The following is a 21,554-nucleotide window of genomic DNA, read 5'->3' as shown; positions in this document are numbered from 1 at the left end:
TCTTGAGACTTGGTATTCATTTTTCGTCCGAGGACGTTAAGAATCCATGTCACTTTGAGTGCCCACACAGATTGTCTGATAAATTGTTAAAGAGCAGTTGCGACGCGCTTTAGCGCTCTGTCGCGAGGTGGCGTATATTACGCTTTCCTCTTTCAGAGTCAACCCGTTTTTCAGGATTTTTCTCTGCAACCGAACCGGCTGTTTGTGTGAAGTGATTCACATCCGCCGTGTCGATGGAGGCGCATTATAGGGAGTTCTCGAGCGTCCGCAATAGAAAAATGGCAGAAAAATGACTGACTGCTGCATTCCCCAGCAAAACCCCGCTTTATACCTCGTTACACACAGAATTATCCACAGGAGAGCGTAAAAACATGACCGCTAGCCCCATGGATCGCCAGCTATATAGAAGGAGAATCACCGGCCTGGAGAGAAACATAAAAATTCGCGAGCGTTGCGCAAACGTTTTCGTTACAATGCCGCGCTATGACACGGATGCCCGGTTGGGTGCGTTAGGTGAGTTTTTAGGCAAAAACTCACCTAACGCTCTCTGTAATGTTCAAATCCTGGGGATTTAATACCATGCAACAACGTCGTCCAGTCCGCCGCGCTCTGCTCAGTGTTTCTGACAAGGCCGGTATCGTCGAATTCGCGCAGGCGCTTTCCGCTCGTGGTGTCGAGCTGCTGTCCACCGGCGGCACCGCTCGCCTGCTGGCAGATAAAGGCCTGCCGGTTACCGAAGTCTCTGACTACACCGGTTTCCCGGAAATGATGGATGGACGCGTGAAGACCCTGCATCCGAAAGTACACGGCGGCATCCTCGGTCGTCGCGGTCAGGATGACGGTATCATGCAGCAACACGGTATCGCGCCTATCGATATGGTTGTCGTTAACCTTTACCCGTTCGCCCAGACCGTCGCTCGTGAAGGATGCTCGCTGGAAGACGCGGTGGAAAACATCGATATCGGCGGCCCGACCATGGTGCGCTCCGCGGCGAAGAACCATAAAGATGTCGCCATCGTAGTTAAGAGCAGCGACTACGACGCCATCATTAATGAGATGGACGCCAACGAAGGTTCCCTCACGCTGGCCACCCGCTTCGACCTCGCCATTAAAGCCTTCGAACACACCGCCGCTTACGACAGCATGATCGCCAACTACTTCGGCAGCATGGTTCCGGCCTATCACGGCGAAAGCAAAGAAGCCGCTGGCCGCTTCCCGCGTACCCTGAATCTGAACTTCATTAAGAAGCAGGATATGCGCTACGGCGAAAACAGCCACCAGCAGGCGGCTTTCTATATAGAAGAGAATGTAAAAGAGGCCTCCGTGGCGACCGCCACTCAGCTGCAGGGCAAAGCGCTCTCCTATAACAACATTGCCGATACCGATGCGGCGCTGGAGTGCGTGAAAGAGTTCAACGAGCCGGCCTGCGTTATCGTCAAGCATGCCAACCCGTGCGGCGTTGCCGTCAGCGACTCGATTCTTGACGCCTACGATCGCGCTTACAAAACCGACCCGACCTCCGCGTTCGGCGGCATCATTGCCTTTAACCGCGAGCTGGATGCTGAAACCGCGCAGGCGATCATCTCTCGCCAGTTCGTCGAAGTGATCATCGCGCCGTCCGCCAGCGAAGAAGCGCTGAAAATCACCGCCGCGAAGCAGAACGTCCGCGTACTGACCTGCGGCCAGTGGGATACTCGCGTTGCCGGCCTCGATTTCAAACGCGTTAACGGTGGTCTGCTGGTTCAGGACCGCGATCTCGGCATGGTCACCGCAGGTGAACTGCGCGTGGTCAGCAAACGTCAGCCAACCGAGCAGGAACTGCGCGATGCGCTGTTCTGCTGGAAAGTGGCGAAATTCGTCAAATCCAACGCCATTGTGTATGCCAAAGATAATATGACCATCGGTATAGGCGCCGGTCAGATGAGCCGCGTCTACTCGGCGAAAATCGCCGGAATTAAAGCCGGTGATGAAGGTCTGGAAGTGAAAGGTTCCGCCATGGCCTCTGACGCTTTCTTCCCGTTCCGCGACGGCATCGATGCCGCAGCCGCGGTAGGCATCACCTGCGTTATTCAGCCGGGCGGCTCTATCCGTGACGACGAAGTGATTGCCGCCGCTGACGAACACGGCATCGCCATGATCTTCACCGACATGCGCCACTTCCGCCATTAATTCCTGGAGCAGCAGATGAAAGTATTAGTAATCGGTAACGGCGGGCGCGAGCACGCGCTGGCCTGGAAAGCGGCTCAGTCGCCGCTGGTTGATACCGTCTATGTCGCGCCGGGCAACGCCGGTACCGCCCTGGAGCCGTCGCTGCAAAACGTCGCCATCGGCGTCACCGATATTCCGGCCCTGCTACGCTTCGCGCAGGATGAGAAAATCGATCTGACCATCGTTGGCCCGGAAGCGCCGTTGGTCATTGGCGTGGTCGATGCGTTCCGTGCCGCAGGGCTCGCCATCTTCGGGCCAACCGAAGGCGCCGCGCAGCTGGAAGGTTCAAAAGCCTTCACCAAAGATTTTCTCGCCCGTCATCATATTCCGACGGCGGAATACCAGAACTTCACCGAAGTGGAGCCTGCGCTGGCTTATCTGCGCGAGAAAGGCGCGCCGATCGTCATCAAAGCCGACGGTCTGGCGGCGGGTAAAGGCGTTATCGTGGCGATGACCCTCGAGGAAGCCGAAGCGGCGGTCAAAGATATGTTGGCCGGCAACGCCTTTGGCGACGCAGGCCACCGCATCGTGATTGAAGAGTTCCTCGATGGCGAAGAGGCTAGCTTTATTGTGATGGTCGACGGCGAGCACGTCCTGCCGATGGCCACCAGCCAGGATCACAAGCGCGTCGGCAACGGCGATACCGGCCCGAACACCGGCGGGATGGGGGCGTACTCCCCGGCGCCGGTGGTTACTGACGAAGTCCACCAGCGCACCATGGAGCGGATTATCTGGCCAACCGTGAAAGGCATGGCCGCTGAAGGCAACACCTATACCGGTTTCCTCTACGCCGGTCTGATGATCGACAAGCAGGGCAACCCGAAGGTGATTGAGTTCAACTGCCGCTTTGGCGACCCGGAAACCCAACCGATCATGCTGCGCATGAAGTCCGACCTGGTCGAGCTGTGCCTCGCCGCCTGCGCGGGCAAGCTGGACGAGAAAACCTCCGAGTGGGATGACCGCGCGTCGCTGGGCGTGGTGGTTGCCGCCGGCGGCTATCCGGGCAGCTACAATACGGGCGATGAGATCTACGGCCTGCCGCAGCAGGAAGTCGCAGACGGTAAGGTCTTCCACGCCGGCACCAAACTGTCTGACGACCAGCGCGTGGTCACCAACGGCGGGCGCGTGCTGTGCGTCACCGCGCTGGGTGACTCCGTAGCGCAGGCGCAGCAGCGCGCCTATCAGCTGCTGACCGACATTCGCTGGGACGGTAGCTTTAGCCGTAGCGATATCGGCTGGCGCGCCATCGAACGTGAAAAGGCTAACGGCTAAGTTTCGCCAGCAGCGTTTTGCGCGTAATGCCTAACTGACGGGCGGCTTCAGTTTTGTTGCCGCCCGTTTTTTCCAGCGCCGCCAGAATCACCTCTTTCTCCACTTCCACTAACGGCTGAATTCCTCCCTCCTCGCTCCCGCCTGATGGCAGCGGCGTACCGGCGATCGCCAGGGGCAGTTCTCGCTCAGAGATATAGTTTCCGGTCAGTAGCACCACCGCCCGCTCCACCGCGTTTTCCAGCTCGCGAATATTGCCCGGCCAGGGGTAGTGGATCAGCAGGTCCATCGCCTGTGGCGTGAACCCCTTTACCGTCTTACGATTGCGTTCGGTATAGCGTTTGAGAAAATGCTGCGCCAGCTGCGGAATATCTTCCCGTCGCCGGCGCAGCGGCGGTATCTCGATGGTCACGACGTTGAGTCGGTAATAGAGATCCTGGCGAAAGCGCCCGGCGCTCACCTCTTCCGCAAGGTTGCGATGGGTGGCAGCGATAAGCCGCACATCAACGGCAAGCGTCTGGTTGCTGCCGACCCGCTGCACCTCCCGCTCCTGAATCGCCCGCAGCAAGCGGACCTGCATCACTGGCGAGATATCGCCAATTTCATCAAGGAACAGCGTGCCGCCATCCGCCTCGACAAAGCGTCCTTCCCGTCGCCGATCCGCCCCGGTAAACGCCCCTTTTTCATGGCCGAAGAGTTCCGACTCCAGCAGTGACTCATTCAGCGCCGCGCAGTTGAGCGTGACCAACGGCTTGTCACGACGCTCGCTGCAGGCGTGGATGGCGTGCGCCACCAGCTCCTTACCGGTTCCCGACTCCCCATAAATCAGCACCGTCGCGTCCGAAGGGGCCACCAGCGTAATATCGTTAAGAAGCGCCTGCATCGCCGGGCTGTCGCCAATCATGCCCCACCGTGAATCCGTCGCAACGCTGGGGTCGCTCTCGCTCTGCCGGGTGTGCGCCAATGCCTGAACCAGCGTCTGCTGCAGGGTGTCAAAATCCAGCGGTTTAACCAGATAATCCAGCGCCCCGGACTTAATAGCTTCTACCGCCGTACCGACGCTGGAAAACGCCGTCATGATCAGCACCGGTATCGCCGGGTTATAGGCCTTAATCTCTTTTAACGTTGCGATACCGTCCATCTCCGCCATACGGATATCGCACAGCACCAGGTCGAAGACCTGCTGATGGATCTGCTCCAGCGCCTGCAGGCCGTTGTGAGCCAACCCCACCTGATAGCCCCAGCCGCGCAGCAGCGCCTGCAGGATCGTGCAGTGGCTGATGTCATCATCAACGACCAGAATCTGTACTTTATCGCTGCTCATCTTCCCTCCGTTGAGCATCCACCGGTAACCAAAGCGTAAATATCGCTCCAGCTCCCGGCTGACTTTCGGCGCGGATCGTCCCGCCATGTTGTTCGATAATATTCTGCACTACGGCCAGCCCCAGCCCGGTGCCGTCCGCCTTGGTGGTGAAATACGGCGTGAAGATAGCCTGTAACTCTTCATCGCTCATCCCCTTACCGCTATCCGTGACGACGATTTTCACCCGCTGACGATCGGCTTCGCTTGCTGTTACGCGAATGACGCCGTCACGGCCAATCGCCTGCATTGCATTCAGGTACAGATTCAACAGCACCTGATTCAGGCGATCGGGGTCGGCGCTGATCGTGGTTAACTCAGGTCGCGGAGTAAATTGCAGCGCGATCCCGCGGCTCTGCGCATCCTGGCTTACCAACTGCAATGAGTGGCGGATAAGCGCGTTGATATCGACTGTCTGGTAGTTTAGATGGGCGGGCCGGACCAGCTCCAGCAGCTCGCTGACCACCCGGTTCAGGCGATCAGCCTCTTTGGCCATCACCTGGGCTAACTGATGCGACTCGCCGCCAGGCGACGTGCGCTCGGCAAAATATTTCGCCAGCCCTTTAATCGACGAGAGCGGGTTGCGGATCTCGTGCGCGACCCCCGCCGCCAGATGGCCAAGCGCCACCAGCTTTTCCTTGCGGGCCATCGCCTCCAGCAGCTGTTTCCGCGAGCGACGATAGCGGCGGAACCAGAACTGAGCGAGGATCGTCGCCGCTATCACCAGCGCGGCGGCACCCAGCATGATGGCCATATTCCGCTGCCCGCGGGCCTGCGCGGCATCCAGCTCGCGGCTATCAAAGGCGATAAAAATCACCTGCGGGACGGTGGCCTGAGCCAGGGCGCTATTGCCGCGGTTCATCATTCCCATATGGTGGCCGCGGGCCGGATTAAGCGGGCGAAAATGGCGATAGATCTCCAGCGCCGGCTGCGGTTCGCTAAGCCGGCGCCAGCGGGCCTGTTCGCCAACCGCTAACGCACGCATCTGCGCCGGGCTATACAGCGTTTTACCCACCTGCTGCGGATCGCTATGGGCGATAATTTTACCGTTTTCATCGGTCACCGCGAACCACAGGACGCCCGGTTGCCAGGCCATCTCTTCCAGCAGGGCCTGCAGCTGCGCATGATGCATACGCATCCCCATCCCGACGCGCGTGCCGGACTCCAGCGCGCGGATCAGCACGCTCCCTTTCTCTTCAATGGTTTGTCGGGCAGCGGTCGTCTCGCGACCGTAGTCGCGGACGATCATCGCGGAGAACAGCATGACCAGCAGCACAACCGTGCCGGTCAGCAGCCAGCTCAGCGCGCCAGCGGCGGCGTCCCGGGAGAGAGATTTGATCTTCATCGGCGAGTCCTTGTCATCTCTTTTTCACTATCTGCAGGCTCCTTCAGCAGAAATCATGCCATGTTTCCGCGCGGCCAATCCTGCTCTCAAACATATCGCCTGCGCTTAAGCGAGTAAAAATGACTCGCCTGACCCTGGCGGAACGGGTCATTTTTACTCGCTCTCCTCGGCAAAGGCTTCGGCAGGCCCACACAGACGGGCTTTTTCAGACTGGCATGGAAGATGCAATACCGAGGGAAACCACACAGGAGAAAATACCATGAAACGGAACCGTACCTTACCTCTCGCCCTCGTTACCTTTGCCGCGCTGACCTTCGCCAGCAACGCGGCCTGGGCCAACCACCACTGGGGCAACAATAACGGGATGGGCAACCAGGGCTACAGTCAGCTGACCCAGGAGCAGCAGGCTACCGTGCAAAAGCTGCATAACGATTACTATGCGCAAACCAGCGCCCTGCGCCAGCAGCTGCAGTCCAAACGCTATGAGTACAATGCGCTGCTCACGGCGCAAAAGCCGGACAGCGGGAAGATTGAAGCTGTCGCTCAGGAGATGGAAGGCTTACGCCAGAAGCTGGATCAGCAGCGGGTGAAGTTTGATATCGCCCTGGCTGAGGCAGGCGTTCCCCGCGGCGCAGGAATGGGATATGGCGGCTGTCGCGGTAGCGCCGGCGGTCATATGGGCATGAACCATTGGTAAAGGTTAGAAGTTTTTTTCCGTCGGCTGCCAGGTGCAGAAGTTTTCATTGGCGACCAGCAGCAGTTGAGAGCCTTCCGGCGCCTCCAGCCAGGCAATGCTCACTGCGGCGGAAGCGTGGCTCTGGCGGCGTTCAATGTGCGCCAGGGCCCGGCTATCGAGGTCGGGCGTAACCGTCTGCCCTTCGCAGGTCAGCACGGTATGCGCGGCAGCGTTCCAGCGTCCCTGGCGCAGGACGACCCGCCCCTGGCGGAGGGCGTCGCTGGTCTGGCGGATCTGTTCGGCGCGATAGCGATATAGCGCGACCTGGTCGCTGGAGAGCTGCTGCTTCTGCCCGTCCACTTCCCGTTGCATAAAGCTCAGATCGCCCTGCGCGTCGAAACGGGCGCGAATATGTTCCGGCGGTTTGCCATAGACATTGAGTTCGATAAGCGCCAGTTGATCGCCCTGCCAGCGATATTCGCTGGTCGAGGTGTCCCCGTGACGCCACGGGCTGAAGGCGGCGAGAAGATGGACTTCATCGCCAGAATCTTTACGCCAGATGCGCATCGCTCCCTGATTGTCCGCATATCCGCTGGCGGTAAACGGCGGTAGCGACGTGTCGTGGCTGCAGGCAGTCAGCAACAGGATGCCCGCCAGCGCCAGAGGCCGGCGCCAGACAGACAAAAGGGGCTTAATAGCCCCTTCGATAAAACTGTTCACTGCCACGCGGTCTTACTTAACTGCGTCTTTCAGTGCTTTGCCAGAAACAAATGCCGGCACGTTAGCTGCAGCGATTTTGATCTCTTTACCGGTCTGCGGGTTGCGGCCAGTACGCTCAGCGCGGTGGTTCACTTTGAAGGTACCGAAACCAACCAGTTGAACAGCATCACCTTCTTTCAGAGACTCAGTAATTGCAGCCAGGGTAGATTCCAGGGCAGCTTTAGCCTGTGCTTTGGACAGGTCAGCTTTGTCCGCAATTACATCAATCAGTTGAGTCTTGTTCATAAGTTATCCTTACAATGTGTTTATCGCTTGCTAAGCATCGAGTGCGACGGAAATGCCAAAAAAGCACCCTCCTGCATACACGCACCGATAGCCACTTTTTTTCGCCCTCCAAATGTAGACCAGACGGGGGGCGGAATGGAAGCCTTCAGACGCTACAATTCAGGCGGTAAATCACGTTTTCTGGTCTCACTGCTGAAAATTTATACCAATATTGCTCTCGCCAGCCTCGCGCAGGTCCGCGCGCAGGCCTTTTATCAGCTCAAGATCACGCTCTTCACAGTCGGCCAGCAGGCGGAAAATTTCCCACTGAATATCCCATTCCTGCTCTACCGCCGGATTCGCTTTCAACTCTTCGTCGGTCATTTCGCGACCTTCCTGGGTCATTTCCAGCATCGCCACGGTGGTGATGGAGGTCTTGCTCACCTCGATCGCGTGCTCGAGCGTTTCGCCGCTCAGACGAGAATGAATCAGTTCACTCAACGCCACGCAAGCGTCTATGGCCGGATAGACACCGTACATGTCGAAATCATCTGCCGCCGGGATCGCCTCTTCCAGCTTCTCCAGCTGGCTGTCGAAATTCACCTTCGCATCTTTAACCGTCAGCGTTTCCCAGATCAGGTCCAGGATACGACGATAAAGCAGGCCGTCGCCAAACTCGGTTTGCTTGCAGAACATCGCGTAGTTGGGATACATACGTTCGCACAGGCAGGCCATAAAAGTGACATGCTGCCAGCTTTCCAGCTTCTCCAGGCGCAGGTGAATCGGGTTTTGTAACATGATGAATTCTCGAAGTCAGAAATTAGGCGCAGTGTACCTGAATCAGCTGTGATTTGCTTGCCAACGCACAAACGACGGACGACGGGACGCCACCGCATCGGCCCAGCGCGTCGGCTCGGGCAGACGGTAGCCTCGCATGCAGCGCTCAACCCACATTAAAGCGCTGTCCATGCCTACCCGGTGGCCGGTGCTAATAAACAGCGGGTTGCAGCGCACTTTGCTGCGCCAGACCCAGGCCAGTTGCTCATTTTTATCCATCAGCGGGGCCAGCGCGCCAGGCTCATCACCCAGGTCGCCGATTTTGCCGCACAGGCGTTTTTTCGCCACTCCGATAGTCGGCACATCAATCATCAGGCCAAAATGGCTGGCGACGCCCAATCTCCGGGGATGAGAAATGCCGTGTCCGTCAACGAAGAGTAGGTCCGGTTTTTGCGAAAGCTGCTCCCACGCCGCCAGCAGCGCAGGCGTTTCGCGAAACGAGAGAAAGCCGGGAATATAGGGCATAGAGGTGGCGACCCGCGCCACCTGATACTCCACCAGCTCAAGCTCAGGCCAGGTCAGCAGCACCATCGCAGCCCGGGTGATCTCCCCTTCCTGCTCAAACCCGACGTCCGCGCCGCCGATCAACGCCGGCGGGTCGCGATCCAGTCGATCCGCACGCTCTACCGACGCGGCTAACTGTTGCTGTTGGGTACGTAGTGCGGCTAAATCCATAGGGCTTATCTCCTACTGGTGATAGGGTGCGGACAGACGGTGCACAGCCTCAACAAAGACGCCCGCATGCTCGGGGTCAACGTCCTGATGAATACCGTGTCCAAGGTTAAAGACGTGGCCTTCCCCCTGACCAAAGCCGGCAAGAATGGTCGCCACTTCTTCTTCAATACGCGGGGCGGACGCATAGAGCATCGACGGATCCATATTGCCCTGCAGCGCTACTTTGTTACCCACGCGACGGCGGGCATCGGCAATATCGGTGGTCCAGTCGAGACCCAACGCATCGCAGCCGGTCTCCGCCATCGCTTCCAGCCACTGACCACCGCCTTTGGTGAACAGAGTCACCGGCACGCGACGGCCTTCGTTTTCCCGCAGCAGGCCATCGACGATCTTATGCATGTAGTAGAGGGAGAACTGCTGATAGTCGCGACCGGTCAGCACCCCGCCCCAGGTGTCAAAAATCATCACCGACTGCGCGCCGGCTTTGATCTGCGCGTTGAGATACAGGGTAACGCTCTTCGCCAGCTTATCCAGCAGCGCATGCAGCGCCTGCGGCTCGGCGTACATCATCTTTTTAATCACGGTGAAGGCCTTGCTGCTGCCGCCCTCCACCATGTACGTAGCCAGCGTCCATGGACTACCGGAAAAACCGATCAGCGGCACTTCGCCTTTCAGTTCGCGGCGAATGGTGCGCACGGCGTTCATTACATAGCCCAGCTCCTGCTCCGGATCCGGGATCGGCAGCTTGTCGACGTCGGCTTTACTTTTTACCGGCGAGGTGAAGCGCGGACCTTCGCCAGCTTCAAAGTACAGCCCCAGCCCCATGGCGTCCGGGATGGTCAGGATGTCCGAAAAGAGGATCGCCGCGTCCAGCGGGTAACGGCGCAGCGGCTGGAGCGTCACTTCGCAGGCCAGCTCGGCATTTTTACACAGCGACATAAAGTCGCCCGCTTGCGCACGGGTGGCTTTGTACTCCGGTAAATAGCGGCCCGCCTGGCGCATCATCCACACCGGGGTGACATCAACCGGCTGACGCAGCAGCGCGCGCAGGTAACGATCGTTCTTCAGTTCGGTCATTTTTACATTCCTTTAGCGTTGATACGCCCAGTGTAACATGTCACTCGAACTCTGCCCGACACATCGCGACGGTATCTTCGATTAGCCGCCGCGCCACTGTCCCCGGCGGCGGCAGAAGCGGCAGGTCGTCATAGCGATACCAGTCCGCGGTCAGTAACTCTTTTTTGTCGACCACGATCTCGCCATCTGCGTAATCCGCCATAAAGGCGGTCATCAGCGACTGCGGGAACGGCCATGGCTGAGAGGTCACGTAACGCAGATTTTTTACCCGAATACCGCTCTCCTCCATCACCTCGCGAGCCACCGCCTGCTCAAGGGTTTCGCCGACCTCGACAAAGCCGGCCAGCACGGTGTGCACGCCGTTGCGATGGCGCGTATGTTGCGCCAGCAGGATCGCATCGTCGCGACGGATTGCCACGATAATGCAGGGGGCAATTTGCGGGTAGTAACGTTCGCGGCAGTGGCTGCACAGCATCGCCCATTCGCTTTTGCTGGCATGCATCGGGTGGCCGCAGTAACCGCAAAATTTATGCGAGCGATAAAATTCGGCGAGCTGGATCCCCCGCCCAGCCAGCTGGAAGAGTCCCGGATCCTGATCCAGCACCTGGCGCAACGATCCCATGTCATGGCGACGATCCTGGCGCACCATCCACACGGACTCGCCCTGCCACTCGCCAATATGCAGCGCATGCTGGCCGACAAGATCGAAATTAACCGCTTCGCCATGTGGTAATTCTCCACCAGGCAACCATAATTTTTGTTCGTGACTGACAACCCACCAGCCGCGATCTAATTTTTCAATAATACGATCCATATCTATTGCACTACCTTTGCTTCACTGGCATGTTGTTAACATTATATTTACATTTTGGTGAGCAGATTTAAATCAAAACTAGCGGAGTCAATCATGCTAAACCAGCTGGAAAATCTGACGGAGCGCGTTGGCGGTAGTAATGAACTGGTCGATCGCTGGCTACAAGTGCGTAAGCATCTGCTCGTGGCTTACTACAACCTGGTTGGCCTGAAACCGGGCAAAGAGTCGTTTATGCGGCTAAACGAAAAGGCGCTGGATGACTTTTGCCAAAGTCTGGTGGATTACCTCTCATCCGGTCATTTTAGTATTTATGAACGCATTATTGGCGAAATGGAAGGCGATACCCCTCTTTTAGCCGCCACCCGGCTTTACCCGCAGCTGGAAGCCAATACCCAGCAGATGATGGACTACTACGATACCTGCCTCGAAAACGCCATCGATCACGATAACTATCTTGAATTTCAGCAGGCGCTGTCGGATATCGGCGAGTCGCTGGAGGCGCGTTTCGCGCTGGAAGATAAACTGATCGCCCTGGCTGTCGCCCATAACCTGAGCAATGACGTGCGCGATAATATTGCGCCGACCGCTTGAGTTGTGAACCGTTAACGCGTAATTTACGTACATTATCCCTCTGCGGAGGGATTTCATCTTGTCGGAGTGCCTATTTTCCATGCGCAGGCTAACGTGGAAAAGGCTGAGACCGTTAATTCGGGATCCGCGGAACCTGATCAGGCTAATACCTGCGAAGGGAACAAGAGTAAACTGCTGTTCGCGTCAGTCCGTCAGGGCCGATCGCATCTGTTACTCCATCCGTCGTCTGACAAGCCATGTCCTTTTTTAACTGGAATGCGCTATGTCTACTACCAAACTAACCCGTCGGGAACAACGCGAGCACGCGCAGCGATTCATTGATACGCTGGCGGGTACCGCTTTTCCTAATTCACGCCGCATCTATGTTCACGGCTCACAAGCGGATATCCGCGTCCCGATGCGTGAAATTCAGCTCAGCCCAACTCTCGTCGGCGGCGATAAAGATAACCCCCGGTACGAAACCAACGAACCGATCCCGGTGTATGACACCTCCGGGCCGTATGGCGACCCGGATATTAGCATTGATGTCCGCCAGGGGCTGGCAAAGCTGCGCCAGCCGTGGATCGACGCGCGTAACGACTGCGCGCCGCTCAGCGAACGCAGCTCGGCCTATACCAAAGCGCGGCTGGCCGACGACGGTCTCGATGAGCTGCGCTTCAGCGGCCTGCTGACGCCCAAACGCGCCGTCGCTGGCAAATGCGTTACCCAGCTGCACTACGCCCGCCAGGGGATAGTCACCCCGGAGATGGAGTTCATCGCCATTCGCGAAAACATGGGTCGCGAACGTATCCGCAGCGAGGTTCTGCGCCAGCAGCACGCAGGTGAAGGCTTCGGCGCCCACCTTCCGGAAAACATCACCCCCGAGTTTGTTCGCGATGAAGTGGCCGCCGGACGCGCCATCATCCCCGCCAACATCAACCACCCGGAGTCTGAACCGATGATTATCGGCCGCAACTTCCTGGTGAAAGTGAATGCCAATATCGGCAACTCGGCGGTGACCTCTTCCATCGAAGAAGAGGTCGAGAAACTGGTCTGGTCAACCCGCTGGGGCGCCGACACGGTGATGGACCTCTCCACCGGCCGCTATATCCACGAAACCCGCGAGTGGATCCTGCGCAACAGCCCGGTGCCGATTGGTACCGTGCCTATTTACCAGGCGCTGGAGAAGGTCAACGGCATCGCCGAGAATCTCACCTGGCAAGTCTTCCGCGATACCCTGCTGGAACAGGCCGAGCAAGGCGTCGACTACTTCACGATTCACGCCGGCGTACTGTTGCGCTACGTCCCGATGACGGCGAAGCGCCTGACCGGTATCGTCTCGCGCGGCGGCTCAATCATGGCTAAGTGGTGCCTGTCGCATCATCAGGAAAACTTCCTCTACCAGCATTTCCGCGAAATCTGCGAAATCTGCGCCGCCTATGACGTGTCGCTGTCGCTGGGCGATGGCCTGCGCCCCGGCTCCATTCAGGATGCCAACGACGAGGCGCAGTTTTCCGAGCTGCGCACCCTCGGCGAACTGACGAAAATCGCCTGGGAATATGACGTGCAGGTGATGATTGAAGGCCCTGGCCACGTGCCGATGCAGATGATCCGCCGCAATATGACCGAACAGCTGGAGCACTGCCACGAAGCGCCATTCTACACCCTGGGGCCGCTCACCACTGATATCGCGCCGGGCTACGACCATTTCACCTCCGGTATCGGCGCGGCAATGATCGGCTGGTTCGGCTGCGCCATGCTGTGCTATGTCACGCCGAAAGAGCATCTCGGCCTGCCCAACAAAGAGGATGTCAAACAGGGGCTGATTACCTACAAAATCGCCGCCCACGCCGCCGACCTCGCGAAAGGCCACCCCGGGGCGCAGATCCGCGACAACGCGATGTCAAAAGCGCGTTTTGAATTCCGCTGGGAAGACCAGTTCAACCTCGCGCTCGACCCGTTCACCGCGCGGGCCTATCACGATGAAACCCTGCCGCAGGAGTCCGGCAAAGTCGCCCACTTCTGCTCCATGTGCGGGCCGAAATTCTGTTCGATGAAAATCACTCAGGAGGTCCGCGACTACGCCGCGAAGCAAAGTATCGAAGCCGGCATGGCCGATATGTCGAATAACTTCCGCGCCCGCGGCGGCGAAATCTACCTGAAACAGGAGGAAGCCTGATGTATCAACCTGATTTTCCACCCGTCCCGTTTCGTCTCGGACTCTACCCGGTGGTGGACAGCGTGGCGTGGATTGAGCGCCTGCTCGAAGCTGGGGTACGTACCCTTCAGTTACGCATCAAAGACCGGCGCGACAGCGAAGTTGAGGATGACGTGATCGCCGCCATCGCCCTTGGTCGCCGCTATCACGCCCGACTGTTCATTAACGATTACTGGCAACTGGCGATTAAGCACCAGGCCTATGGCGTGCATCTCGGACAAGAAGATCTGGAAACCACCGATCTGAGCGCTATCCGCCAGGCCGGGCTGCGTCTTGGCGTCTCTACTCACGATGATATGGAAATTGATGTCGCCCTTGCGGCGCGCCCCTCTTACATCGCGCTAGGTCACGTCTTCCCGACGCAAACCAAACAGATGCCTTCCGCGCCGCAGGGCCTCGAGCAGCTTGCCAGACATATTCAACGCCTGGCGGATTACCCCACCGTGGCGATCGGCGGAATTAGCCTGGAAAAGGCGCCGGGGGTACTGGCGACCGGCGTCGGCAGCATCGCAGTGGTCAGCGCCATCACCCAGGCGGCGGACTGGCGGGCAGCGACCGACCAACTGCTGGCGCTGGCGGGAGTGGGCGATGAATGATCACGACTTTATGCGCTATAGCCGCCAGCTGCTGCTGGAGGATATTGCCATCGAAGGGCAGCAGAAGCTGTTAGCCAGTCGAGTGCTGATTATCGGCCTTGGCGGGCTGGGCTCCCCGGCGGCGCTCTATCTGGCCGGGGCTGGCGTCGGGACGTTGACCCTGGCCGATGACGACGCGGTGCATCTCAGCAACCTGCAACGGCAGATCTTGTTCACCAGCGCGGATATCGATCGGCCAAAAGCCGCAGCGGCACAGACCCGGCTCAGCCAGCTAAACCCGCAGATCAAACTGGTAGCGCTCCAGCAGCGCTTAAGCGGCGAGGCGCTCCGCGCCGAAGTGGCGAAAGCGGACGTGGTGCTGGACTGTACCGATAATATGGTCACCCGCCAGGCGATCAATGCCGCCTGTGTGGCCCTCGATACCCCGTTAGTGACCGCCAGCGCCGTGGGCTTCGGCGGTCAGCTGATGGTGCTCACCCCGCCCTGGACGCAGGGCTGCTATCGCTGCCTGTGGTCGGAAAGCGATGAACCGCAGCGCAACTGCCGCACCGCGGGGATCGTCGGCCCGGTGGTCGGCATGATGGGCACCCTGCAGGCGCTGGAGACAATTAAGCTGCTCAGCGGCATGGCGACGCCGCGCAACACCCTGCGGCTGTTCGACGCCCGCACCAGCAACTGGCGCGCCCTTGCGCTACAGCGTTCCCGGAGCTGCCCGGTGTGCGGAGGGCGGCATGCAGATCTGGTTTAACGACGAGCCGCTGGCGTGCGCCGACAATCTCAGCGTCAGCGCCCTGCTGACCCAGCTCGAACAGCAGCAGCCTGGCGTTGCGCTGGCGCTCAATCAACACATCCTGCCGCGCGACCGGTGGGAAGATCATCTCTTGCAGGAAGGCGATCGGGTCCTGCTTTTTCAGGTTATCGCTGGAGGCTGACATGTTACGTATTGCAGACAAAACGTTTGAATCCCATCTTTTCACCGGTACCGGCAAATTCGCCGCCCCGGAGGTGATGGTCGAGGCGATTCGCGCCTCGGGCAGCCAGCTGGTAACCCTGGCGATGAAGCGCGTCGATTTACGCCAGCGCAATGACGCCATCCTCGCCCCGCTGCTGGCGGCGGGGGTTAACCTGCTGCCGAATACCTCAGGCGCCAAGACGGCGGAAGAGGCGGTGTTTGCCGCCCGCCTGGCGCGGGAAGCCCTGGGTACCCATTGGCTGAAGCTGGAGATCCACCCGGACGCCCGCTGGCTGCTGCCCGACCCGATTGAAACCCTGAAAGCGGCGGAGCTGCTGGTCCGCGAAGGGTTCGTGGTGCTGCCCTACTGCGGCGCCGATCCGGTGCTGTGTAAACGACTGGAAGAGGTAGGCTGCGCGGCGGTGATGCCGCTGGGTGCGCCGATCGGCTCCAATCAGGGGCTGGAAACCAAAGCCATGCTGGAGATTATTATCGAGCAGGCGACGGTCCCGGTGGTGGTTGACGCCGGGATCGGCGTCCCGAGCCATGCGGCGCAGGCGCTGGAGATGGGCGCGGACGCGGTGCTGGTCAATACCGCCATTGCCGTCGCCGACGACCCCGTGGCCATGGCCCGCGCCTTCCGTATGGCGATCGATGCCGGATTACTGGCGCGTCAGGCCGGACCGGGGGCACGCAGTACGCAGGCGCAGGCCACCAGCCCGCTCACCGGATTCCTGGAGGCGCTGGCATGAAAACCTTTAGCGATCGCTGGCGGCAGCTGGAGTGGGACGATATCCGCCTGCGCATCAACAGCAAAACCGCCGCCGACGTCGAACGGGCGCTGGCGGCCAAACAGCTCACCCGCGATGATATGATGGCCCTGCTCTCGCCTGCCGCGGCCAATTACCTTGAACCGCTGGCCCAGCGCGCGCAGCGCCTCACCCGGCAGCGCTTCGGCAATACCGTCAGCTTCTACGTGCCGCTGTATCTCTCCAACCTGTGCGCTAACGACTGCACCTACTGCGGCTTCTCGATGAGCAACCGCATTAAGCGCAAGACGCTGGATGCCGCCGAGATTGCCCGCGAGTGCGCCGCAATCCGCAACCTGGGCTTTGAGCATCTGCTGCTGGTGACCGGCGAACATCAGGGTAAGGTGGGAATGGATTATTTCCGTCAGCACCTACCGGCTATCCGCAGCCAGTTTGCCTCGCTGCATATGGAAGTGCAGCCGCTGGCGACTGAAGAGTATGCCGAGCTGAAAACCCTGGGGCTCGACGGGGTGATGGTCTATCAGGAGACCTATCATGAAAGCATGTACGCCCAACACCATCTGAAAGGAAAAAAGCAGGATTTCTTCTGGCGGCTGGATACGCCGGATCGCTTAGGCGCGGCGGGGATCGATAAGATCGGCCTTGGCGCGCTCATCGGCCTTTCCGACAGCTGGCGAGTGGACTGCTTTATAGTCGCTGAGCACCTGCTGTGGCTGCAGCAGCGCTACTGGCGCAGCCGCTATTCGGTCTCCTTCCCGCGCCTGCGTCCCTGCGCCGGCGGTATTGAACCGGCTTCGCTGATGGATGAGCGACAGCTGGTGCAAACTATCTGCGCCTTCCGCCTGCTGGCGCCAGAGGTTGAGCTGTCGCTATCCACTCGCGAATCACCCTGGTTCCGTGACCGGGTGATCCCGCTGGCGATCAATAACGTCAGCGCCTTCTCTAAAACCCAGCCCGGCGGCTACGCCGACGATCATCCGGAGCTCGAGCAATTTGCCCCGCACGACGATCGCCGCCCTGAAGAGGTCGCCAGCGCGCTGGCCGCCCGCGGCCTGCAGCCGGTATGGAAAGACTGGGATAGCTGGCTGGGACGCGCTTCGCAAACCTCATGATGTACAGTGTAAACGCCTGATAATTTTGCGCGCCTGCATGAGAGATGAAAAACGGAGGCTGGCCCGCCCGACGCCGTTTTTCTATTCTGCCCGGGTCAGCAGCGGACGCTGACCAGGGCGAACCTTTTCTTCCTCATTTTCGCCCTGCCTCTCCGCGCTGAGCAGAGGCCTGCACATTATCGCCGAATATAAATCACGATACATGAAGGCCTCAGAGTTATAATTGAGCAATAGTGAACTGATTCGATCGGCAGGCGTCCCAGACGCAACCTGCGTTCGGACCCATGGTTTATACATCCGGGACGATTAACGATTCATGGCTCTACACAACAGAAAGCTCTCTTTTACGACGCCGATCGTCGTGGGGTTTGCCGGTATTTTGCTCAGCTTTATGCTGATCGCTATTTTTGTGACTCTGGCGCAACAGAAAGATTTTCTCGAAGATTATCACGATATTAACCGCAATTTTACCCATAACCTGGCGATCAACTATACGGAAACCCTGCTGCGGGAAAATGATTTTATCCTCGGGCGCGCAGCCGCCTTCTTTGCCCGCAATGACGAACTGAATCGCGCAGTCAATGTGGAGCCGGAGAAAGGGTTAACCACGCTGATGCAGTTACAGAACATGATGCCAAGCGTCTCATCCATCTCGCTGGCGGATACCAAGGGCCACTATCTGCGCGCCCCGGAGGTGCTGGAAAATGAAGACAGCCGGGCTTTCGATCCCAAAACGCGGCCCTGGTTTATCAAACAGGCGGAAGCCAGCACCTTCAGCCACTACACCAGTCCGTATATGGATTATTTCACCCACCATCCGACGATTACCATTTTCAAACCCATCATTACCCCCGAAGGGAAACTCAAGGGCAGCCTGGCCTTTCATCTCGATCTCACCTCCATGGGGTTCGCGCTGCGCCAGATGGTGGCGCCCGTACAGGGGGAATTTTTTGTGGTGCAACGGGATGGCAAAGTGGTCCTGCACTCCGACCCGGGCGCGCTGTTTAAACCCTTCGTCAGGGACGAGCTGATGGATAAAATGACCAGCGGAGAGGGGCAGCTTTACGATCCCGGGAGCGACACCTGGTATTACCATTACTCCTTTACCAATCCCGACTGGTTTGTGATTTTCCGTGTCGATAACGCCACCCTGGTCAATCTGACACGTCATGAGACCAATTTAGTGATCGGCGGTTTCACTCTCGCAGCGATCATTATTATCCTGTTCGGTCTTTATCTGCGTCATGCTTCCCGTACCGTGCTGATGAATATCATCAATGCGATTAAAACCGGTGACGTCAAACGCGCCCCGCGCCTTGAGGCGATGCTGAGTAAAGCGATTGAAACCAATAAACAGCGCGAACTGTCCTACGTCCGCCAGGCGACCATCGACGCTCTCACCGGCTGCAAAAACCGCCGCGCCTTCGACAGCGATATTGCCGCCCTGATGAACGATCACCAGCCATTCGCCCTCGCGCTGGTCGATATCGATAACTTTAAATCGATCAACGACACCTGGGGCCATCTCAATGGCGATATCGTCCTGCGTAACGTCGCTCGCGAAGGGCTACAGGTCCTCCAGCCGCTGGAGATATCCCTCTATCGCTACGGCGGCGAAGAGTTCGCGGTGGTCTTTCCTGCCGAACATATCGATAACGCCCGCACGCTGCTGGAAACATGGCGGGTAAACGTCGAACGACGCACCTGGCGCGAAGATGGCCTGACGGTCACCTTCAGCGCCGGCCTCGGGGAATGGAATATGGAGCCACTGGATAAGCTGGTGGTGAGCGTCGATGAAGCGCTGTACAAAGCCAAACAGCAGGGTAAAAACCGTATCCTGCGCGCGTAAGACTTCAGCGCCGCCACCGCCCACTTCGGTGGGCTTTTTTATTTTTTCCGGAAAAAATGAAACCGGTTTCAATTATTGTGTGATGCCTTACACACAATCACGGTAAAGCGGTTGTCGCATCGACAGGGCCGCGATAAAGATAAGACATCACGGAACACAAGGGCCACTGACTATGAAGAATATCGTTTTGTGCTGTGCCGCCGGTATGTCTACCAGCATGCTGGTTCAGCGTATGCAAGATGCCGCGCAGAAGAAGGGTGTTGAGGTCTCTATCAAGGCCGTACCGGTCGCTGAGTTTAAAGATAATCTGGCCGCCGCCGACATTATTTTGCTCGGCCCGCAGGTGAAATATGAGCAGGCGAAGCTGCAGGCGCTGGCCGACCCGTTCGGCAAGAAGGTCGCCGTGATCGATATGATGGACTACGGCATGATGAAAGGTGATGCCGTTCTGGATAAAGCCCTTAAGATGCTGGAGTAATCGATGGAAGATTTAGAAACGATCATCATGGAGCTGCTGGTTAACGCGGGTTCCGCACGTAGCGCGGCGCTGACGGCGCTACAGCTGGCGCGCAAAGGCGATTTTGTCGCCGCGGAGCAGGCCATGGCTGAATCCCATGAGTTCGTCAAACATGCGCATAAAATTCAGACCCAGCTTATCGGCATGGATGAAGGCAGCGGTAAATTGCCGGTCAACCTGATCACCGTGCATTCCCAGGACCATCTGATGAACGCTATGGTCATTCAGGATCTGGCGACCGACATGATTGAACTCTATCGTCGTCTGCCCCTCGCGCAATAATCTCACGGATTTAACGGGCGTCGCTGCCGGCGCCCGTCCTTCTTACAGAAAGCCGTACATCGCCGCGAATATCCAGCCAAACACGCAGGAGACGCCGACGCCGATGAGCCCGGGCAGGATAAAGCTGTGGTTAATCACAAAGCGGCCGATATGAGTGGTCCCTGAGCGATCAAACTGGATCGCCGCCAGATCGCTTGGGTAGGTCGGCAGAATATAGTAGCCATAGCAGGCCGGCGCAGAAGCCACGATATAAGCCGGGTCGACGCCGATGGCCAGGGCTACTGGCACAATCGCCGCCAGCGCTGCCGCCTGGGAGTTCACAAATTTCGAAACCAGTAGCAGCACGATGGCATAAGCCCACGGATACTCTTTTACCATTTCACCAAGCACGCCTTTAATCTCGGTCATGTGCGCGCCAAACATGGTCTCCGCCATCCACGCGATGCCGTACACCGCGACGATAGCGATCATTCCCGAACGAAAGACCTCATTTTTGGAAATCGATGCCGGGTTAGTTTTTGTAATGATGATGATCAGCGCTCCGGAGAGCAGCATAAACATCTGGATAACCAGCACCATCGACAGTGGTTTACCGTCAAAGGCCGGGCGCAGTTCAGAAAAAGCGCCAAGCAGCGCCACCACGGCGATAGAGGCCAGAAAAATCCACATTGCTATCCAGTTGCTGGTCGGCAGCTTTTTGTCCAGCAGGGTCGCCGTATCGCCATAGACGTAATGGCGGTTCTCCGGTAGCGCAATAAACGCCTGGAAGGCTTCGTCCTGATCCAGGTCTTTGCCGCGGAACCAGCTGAAGATACCGATGGCTAAAATACCCAGCAGCGTGGACGGAATGGTTATCGCCAGCAGATCGAGAAACTCCAGGTGTTTCCCGTTAAAGGTAAAATTTCCCAGCATCGCCACCAGCGATACCACCGCCACCGAGACCGGGCTGGCGATGATCCCCATCTGAGCGCCAATGGAGCTGGCGGCCATCGGACGCTCCGGACGAATGTTATTCTTAATCGCCACATCGTAGATAATCGGCAGGATGGTATACACCACGTGGCCGGTACCGCAGAGGATGGTCAGCGTGCAGGTGACGAAAGGCGCCACGATAGAAACATATTTCGGGTTACGCCGCAGCAGCTTCTCGGCAATCTGCAGCATCACGTCTAACCCGCCGGACGCCTGCAGGGTCGCCGAGGCGGCTACCACTGCAATGATCACCAGCATCACATCAACCGGCGGTTTGCCCGGCTGGAGATGAAAAACAAAGACGAGGATCACCAAACCGATGCCGCCCAGCAGCCCCAGCGCAATACCCCCTTTTCGGGCACCATAAAACAGACAAATTAATATAATAATGAGTTGTATCGCGAATTCCATGCAGCCCCCAGAGCCTGTCCACTCAGATCTAAAAATGATCCCTACCTGCCTGTCGGGATT

Annotated in this window: 22 protein-coding genes and 1 riboswitch; of the genes, 13 read left to right on the top strand and 9 right to left on the bottom strand. The window is 58.3% G+C overall.

Annotated elements, in window-relative coordinates; genetic code table 11:
- The first annotated feature begins 579 nt into the window (after positions 1-579).
- A complete protein-coding gene (purH, locus tag KHQ26_RS24735) occupies positions 580-2,169 on the top strand; it encodes a bifunctional phosphoribosylaminoimidazolecarboxamide formyltransferase/IMP cyclohydrolase (protein ID WP_002884359.1) in 1,590 nt (529 codons plus the stop codon).
- Between the two features lie 15 nt (positions 2,170-2,184).
- On the top strand, positions 2,185-3,480 hold the full coding sequence (gene purD, locus KHQ26_RS24730) for a phosphoribosylamine--glycine ligase (protein WP_020804630.1): 1,296 nt from the start codon (positions 2,185-2,187) through the stop codon (positions 3,478-3,480).
- Here purD and zraR read toward each other — a convergent pair.
- Positions 3,470-4,801, bottom strand: coding sequence for a sigma-54-dependent response regulator transcription factor ZraR (zraR, locus tag KHQ26_RS24725; protein ID WP_004895015.1), 1,332 nt, complete (start codon positions 4,799-4,801; stop codon positions 3,470-3,472). The two genes, purD and zraR, sit on opposite strands and share 11 nt — an antisense overlap.
- The gene (gene zraS, locus KHQ26_RS24720) at positions 4,788-6,182 is read right to left on the bottom strand and encodes a two-component system sensor histidine kinase ZraS (RefSeq protein ID WP_002884349.1); all 1,395 of its coding nucleotides are present in this window, start codon (positions 6,180-6,182) and stop codon (positions 4,788-4,790) included. The genes zraR and zraS overlap by 14 nt, the downstream gene beginning before the upstream one ends.
- Positions 6,183-6,441: 259 nt before the next feature.
- Between zraS and zraP the strand changes: the two genes are divergently transcribed.
- A complete protein-coding gene (zraP, locus tag KHQ26_RS24715) occupies positions 6,442-6,879 on the top strand; it encodes a zinc resistance sensor/chaperone ZraP (protein WP_002884346.1) in 438 nt (145 codons plus the stop codon).
- Positions 6,880-6,882: 3 nt separating this feature from the next.
- Here the strand turns inward: zraP and KHQ26_RS24710 are convergent, their stop codons facing one another.
- From KHQ26_RS24710 to nudC, 6 genes are all read right to left on the bottom strand, one after another.
- Positions 6,883-7,578, bottom strand: a complete 696-nt coding sequence (locus KHQ26_RS24710) for a DUF1481 domain-containing protein (protein ID WP_004895020.1) — start codon at positions 7,576-7,578, stop codon at positions 6,883-6,885.
- A gap of 12 nt (positions 7,579-7,590) precedes the next feature.
- Positions 7,591-7,863, bottom strand: coding sequence for a nucleoid-associated protein HU-alpha (gene hupA / locus KHQ26_RS24705; protein ID WP_002884342.1), 273 nt, complete (start codon positions 7,861-7,863; stop codon positions 7,591-7,593).
- 186 nt (positions 7,864-8,049) lie between these two features.
- The gene (locus tag KHQ26_RS24700) at positions 8,050-8,640 is read right to left on the bottom strand and encodes a YjaG family protein (RefSeq protein ID WP_002884331.1); all 591 of its coding nucleotides are present in this window, start codon (positions 8,638-8,640) and stop codon (positions 8,050-8,052) included.
- A 42-nt stretch (positions 8,641-8,682) separates the two neighbouring features.
- Positions 8,683-9,354: a deoxyribonuclease V gene (gene nfi, locus KHQ26_RS24695; RefSeq protein WP_004152311.1), complete on the bottom strand. Its 672-nt coding sequence runs from the start codon at positions 9,352-9,354 to the stop codon at positions 8,683-8,685.
- A gap of 12 nt (positions 9,355-9,366) precedes the next feature.
- The gene (gene hemE, locus KHQ26_RS24690) at positions 9,367-10,431 is read right to left on the bottom strand and encodes a uroporphyrinogen decarboxylase (protein ID WP_002884329.1); all 1,065 of its coding nucleotides are present in this window, start codon (positions 10,429-10,431) and stop codon (positions 9,367-9,369) included.
- Between the two features lie 40 nt (positions 10,432-10,471).
- The gene (gene nudC, locus KHQ26_RS24685) at positions 10,472-11,245 is read right to left on the bottom strand and encodes an NAD(+) diphosphatase (RefSeq protein ID WP_002884327.1); all 774 of its coding nucleotides are present in this window, start codon (positions 11,243-11,245) and stop codon (positions 10,472-10,474) included.
- A 93-nt stretch (positions 11,246-11,338) separates the two neighbouring features.
- Between nudC and KHQ26_RS24680 the strand changes: the two genes are divergently transcribed.
- The 10 genes from KHQ26_RS24680 (at position 11,339) to KHQ26_RS24635 (ending at position 20,111) form a co-directional block, all read left to right on the top strand.
- A complete protein-coding gene (locus tag KHQ26_RS24680; protein WP_002884324.1) occupies positions 11,339-11,836 on the top strand; it encodes an Rsd/AlgQ family anti-sigma factor in 498 nt (165 codons plus the stop codon).
- Positions 11,837-11,888: 52 nt separating this feature from the next.
- Positions 11,889-12,013, top strand: a riboswitch (TPP riboswitch).
- Positions 12,014-12,098: 85 nt separating this feature from the next.
- On the top strand, positions 12,099-13,994 hold the full coding sequence (gene thiC / locus KHQ26_RS24675; protein WP_004178230.1) for a phosphomethylpyrimidine synthase ThiC: 1,896 nt from the start codon (positions 12,099-12,101) through the stop codon (positions 13,992-13,994).
- The gene (thiE, locus tag KHQ26_RS24670) at positions 13,994-14,629 is read left to right on the top strand and encodes a thiamine phosphate synthase (protein ID WP_004192675.1); all 636 of its coding nucleotides are present in this window, start codon (positions 13,994-13,996) and stop codon (positions 14,627-14,629) included. The genes thiC and thiE overlap by 1 nt, the downstream gene beginning before the upstream one ends.
- The gene (locus KHQ26_RS24665) at positions 14,622-15,377 is read left to right on the top strand and encodes a HesA/MoeB/ThiF family protein (RefSeq protein WP_004192677.1); all 756 of its coding nucleotides are present in this window, start codon (positions 14,622-14,624) and stop codon (positions 15,375-15,377) included. The genes thiE and KHQ26_RS24665 overlap by 8 nt, the downstream gene beginning before the upstream one ends.
- A complete protein-coding gene (thiS, locus tag KHQ26_RS24660; RefSeq protein WP_002884183.1) occupies positions 15,361-15,561 on the top strand; it encodes a sulfur carrier protein ThiS in 201 nt (66 codons plus the stop codon). Before KHQ26_RS24665 ends, thiS begins: the two co-directional genes overlap by 17 nt.
- Before the next feature lies 1 nt (position 15,562).
- A complete protein-coding gene (gene thiG, locus KHQ26_RS24655) occupies positions 15,563-16,333 on the top strand; it encodes a thiazole synthase (protein WP_004152308.1) in 771 nt (256 codons plus the stop codon).
- On the top strand, positions 16,330-17,463 hold the full coding sequence (gene thiH / locus KHQ26_RS24650; protein ID WP_004177872.1) for a 2-iminoacetate synthase ThiH: 1,134 nt from the start codon (positions 16,330-16,332) through the stop codon (positions 17,461-17,463). Before thiG ends, thiH begins: the two co-directional genes overlap by 4 nt.
- Before the next feature lie 316 nt (positions 17,464-17,779).
- A complete protein-coding gene (locus tag KHQ26_RS24645) occupies positions 17,780-19,312 on the top strand; it encodes a sensor domain-containing diguanylate cyclase (RefSeq protein WP_016530055.1) in 1,533 nt (510 codons plus the stop codon).
- 172 nt (positions 19,313-19,484) lie between these two features.
- Positions 19,485-19,790 (top strand): PTS sugar transporter subunit IIB, encoded by a 306-nt coding sequence (locus KHQ26_RS24640; protein WP_002884150.1) that lies wholly within the window; start codon positions 19,485-19,487, stop codon positions 19,788-19,790.
- A 3-nt stretch (positions 19,791-19,793) separates the two neighbouring features.
- Entirely contained in the window at positions 19,794-20,111 is a 318-nt protein-coding gene (locus KHQ26_RS24635; protein WP_002884149.1) for a PTS lactose/cellobiose transporter subunit IIA, read from the top strand.
- Positions 20,112-20,153: 42 nt separating this feature from the next.
- On the opposite strand, the gene dcuB is transcribed toward KHQ26_RS24635, so the two are convergent.
- A complete protein-coding gene (gene dcuB / locus KHQ26_RS24630; protein ID WP_004192681.1) occupies positions 20,154-21,494 on the bottom strand; it encodes an anaerobic C4-dicarboxylate transporter DcuB in 1,341 nt (446 codons plus the stop codon).
- Between the last annotated feature and the right edge of the window lie 60 nt (positions 21,495-21,554).

It is taken from the genome of Klebsiella sp. 10, assembly GCF_018223925.1.
Classification (GTDB): domain Bacteria; phylum Pseudomonadota; class Gammaproteobacteria; order Enterobacterales; family Enterobacteriaceae; genus Klebsiella; species Klebsiella pneumoniae.
The sequence above is the reverse complement of the archived record's forward strand: the minus strand, read 5'-3'. Positions and strand labels throughout refer to the sequence as shown.

Coding starts and splice junctions, on each gene's coding strand:
- zraS (WP_002884349.1), bottom strand. CDS start 6,182: ATGAAGATCAAATCTCTCTCCCGGGACGCCGCCGCTGGCGCGCTGAGC.
- nfi (WP_004152311.1), bottom strand. CDS start 9,354: ATGGATTTAGCCGCACTACGTACCCAACAGCAACAGTTAGCCGCGTCG.
- hupA (WP_002884342.1), bottom strand. CDS start 7,863: ATGAACAAGACTCAACTGATTGATGTAATTGCGGACAAAGCTGACCTG.
- KHQ26_RS24680 (WP_002884324.1), top strand. CDS start 11,339: ATGCTAAACCAGCTGGAAAATCTGACGGAGCGCGTTGGCGGTAGTAAT.
- thiS (WP_002884183.1), top strand. CDS start 15,361: ATGCAGATCTGGTTTAACGACGAGCCGCTGGCGTGCGCCGACAATCTC.
- zraP (WP_002884346.1), top strand. CDS start 6,442: ATGAAACGGAACCGTACCTTACCTCTCGCCCTCGTTACCTTTGCCGCG.
- thiG (WP_004152308.1), top strand. CDS start 15,563: ATGTTACGTATTGCAGACAAAACGTTTGAATCCCATCTTTTCACCGGT.
- KHQ26_RS24700 (WP_002884331.1), bottom strand. CDS start 8,640: ATGTTACAAAACCCGATTCACCTGCGCCTGGAGAAGCTGGAAAGCTGG.
- thiH (WP_004177872.1), top strand. CDS start 16,330: ATGAAAACCTTTAGCGATCGCTGGCGGCAGCTGGAGTGGGACGATATC.
- hemE (WP_002884329.1), bottom strand. CDS start 10,431: ATGACCGAACTGAAGAACGATCGTTACCTGCGCGCGCTGCTGCGTCAG.
- thiE (WP_004192675.1), top strand. CDS start 13,994: ATGTATCAACCTGATTTTCCACCCGTCCCGTTTCGTCTCGGACTCTAC.
- KHQ26_RS24635 (WP_002884149.1), top strand. CDS start 19,794: ATGGAAGATTTAGAAACGATCATCATGGAGCTGCTGGTTAACGCGGGT.
- nudC (WP_002884327.1), bottom strand. CDS start 11,245: ATGGATCGTATTATTGAAAAATTAGATCGCGGCTGGTGGGTTGTCAGT.
- KHQ26_RS24665 (WP_004192677.1), top strand. CDS start 14,622: ATGAATGATCACGACTTTATGCGCTATAGCCGCCAGCTGCTGCTGGAG.
- thiC (WP_004178230.1), top strand. CDS start 12,099: ATGTCTACTACCAAACTAACCCGTCGGGAACAACGCGAGCACGCGCAG.
- zraR (WP_004895015.1), bottom strand. CDS start 4,801: ATGAGCAGCGATAAAGTACAGATTCTGGTCGTTGATGATGACATCAGC.
- KHQ26_RS24640 (WP_002884150.1), top strand. CDS start 19,485: ATGAAGAATATCGTTTTGTGCTGTGCCGCCGGTATGTCTACCAGCATG.
- dcuB (WP_004192681.1), bottom strand. CDS start 21,494: ATGGAATTCGCGATACAACTCATTATTATATTAATTTGTCTGTTTTAT.
- KHQ26_RS24645 (WP_016530055.1), top strand. CDS start 17,780: ATGGCTCTACACAACAGAAAGCTCTCTTTTACGACGCCGATCGTCGTG.
- purH (WP_002884359.1), top strand. CDS start 580: ATGCAACAACGTCGTCCAGTCCGCCGCGCTCTGCTCAGTGTTTCTGAC.
- purD (WP_020804630.1), top strand. CDS start 2,185: ATGAAAGTATTAGTAATCGGTAACGGCGGGCGCGAGCACGCGCTGGCC.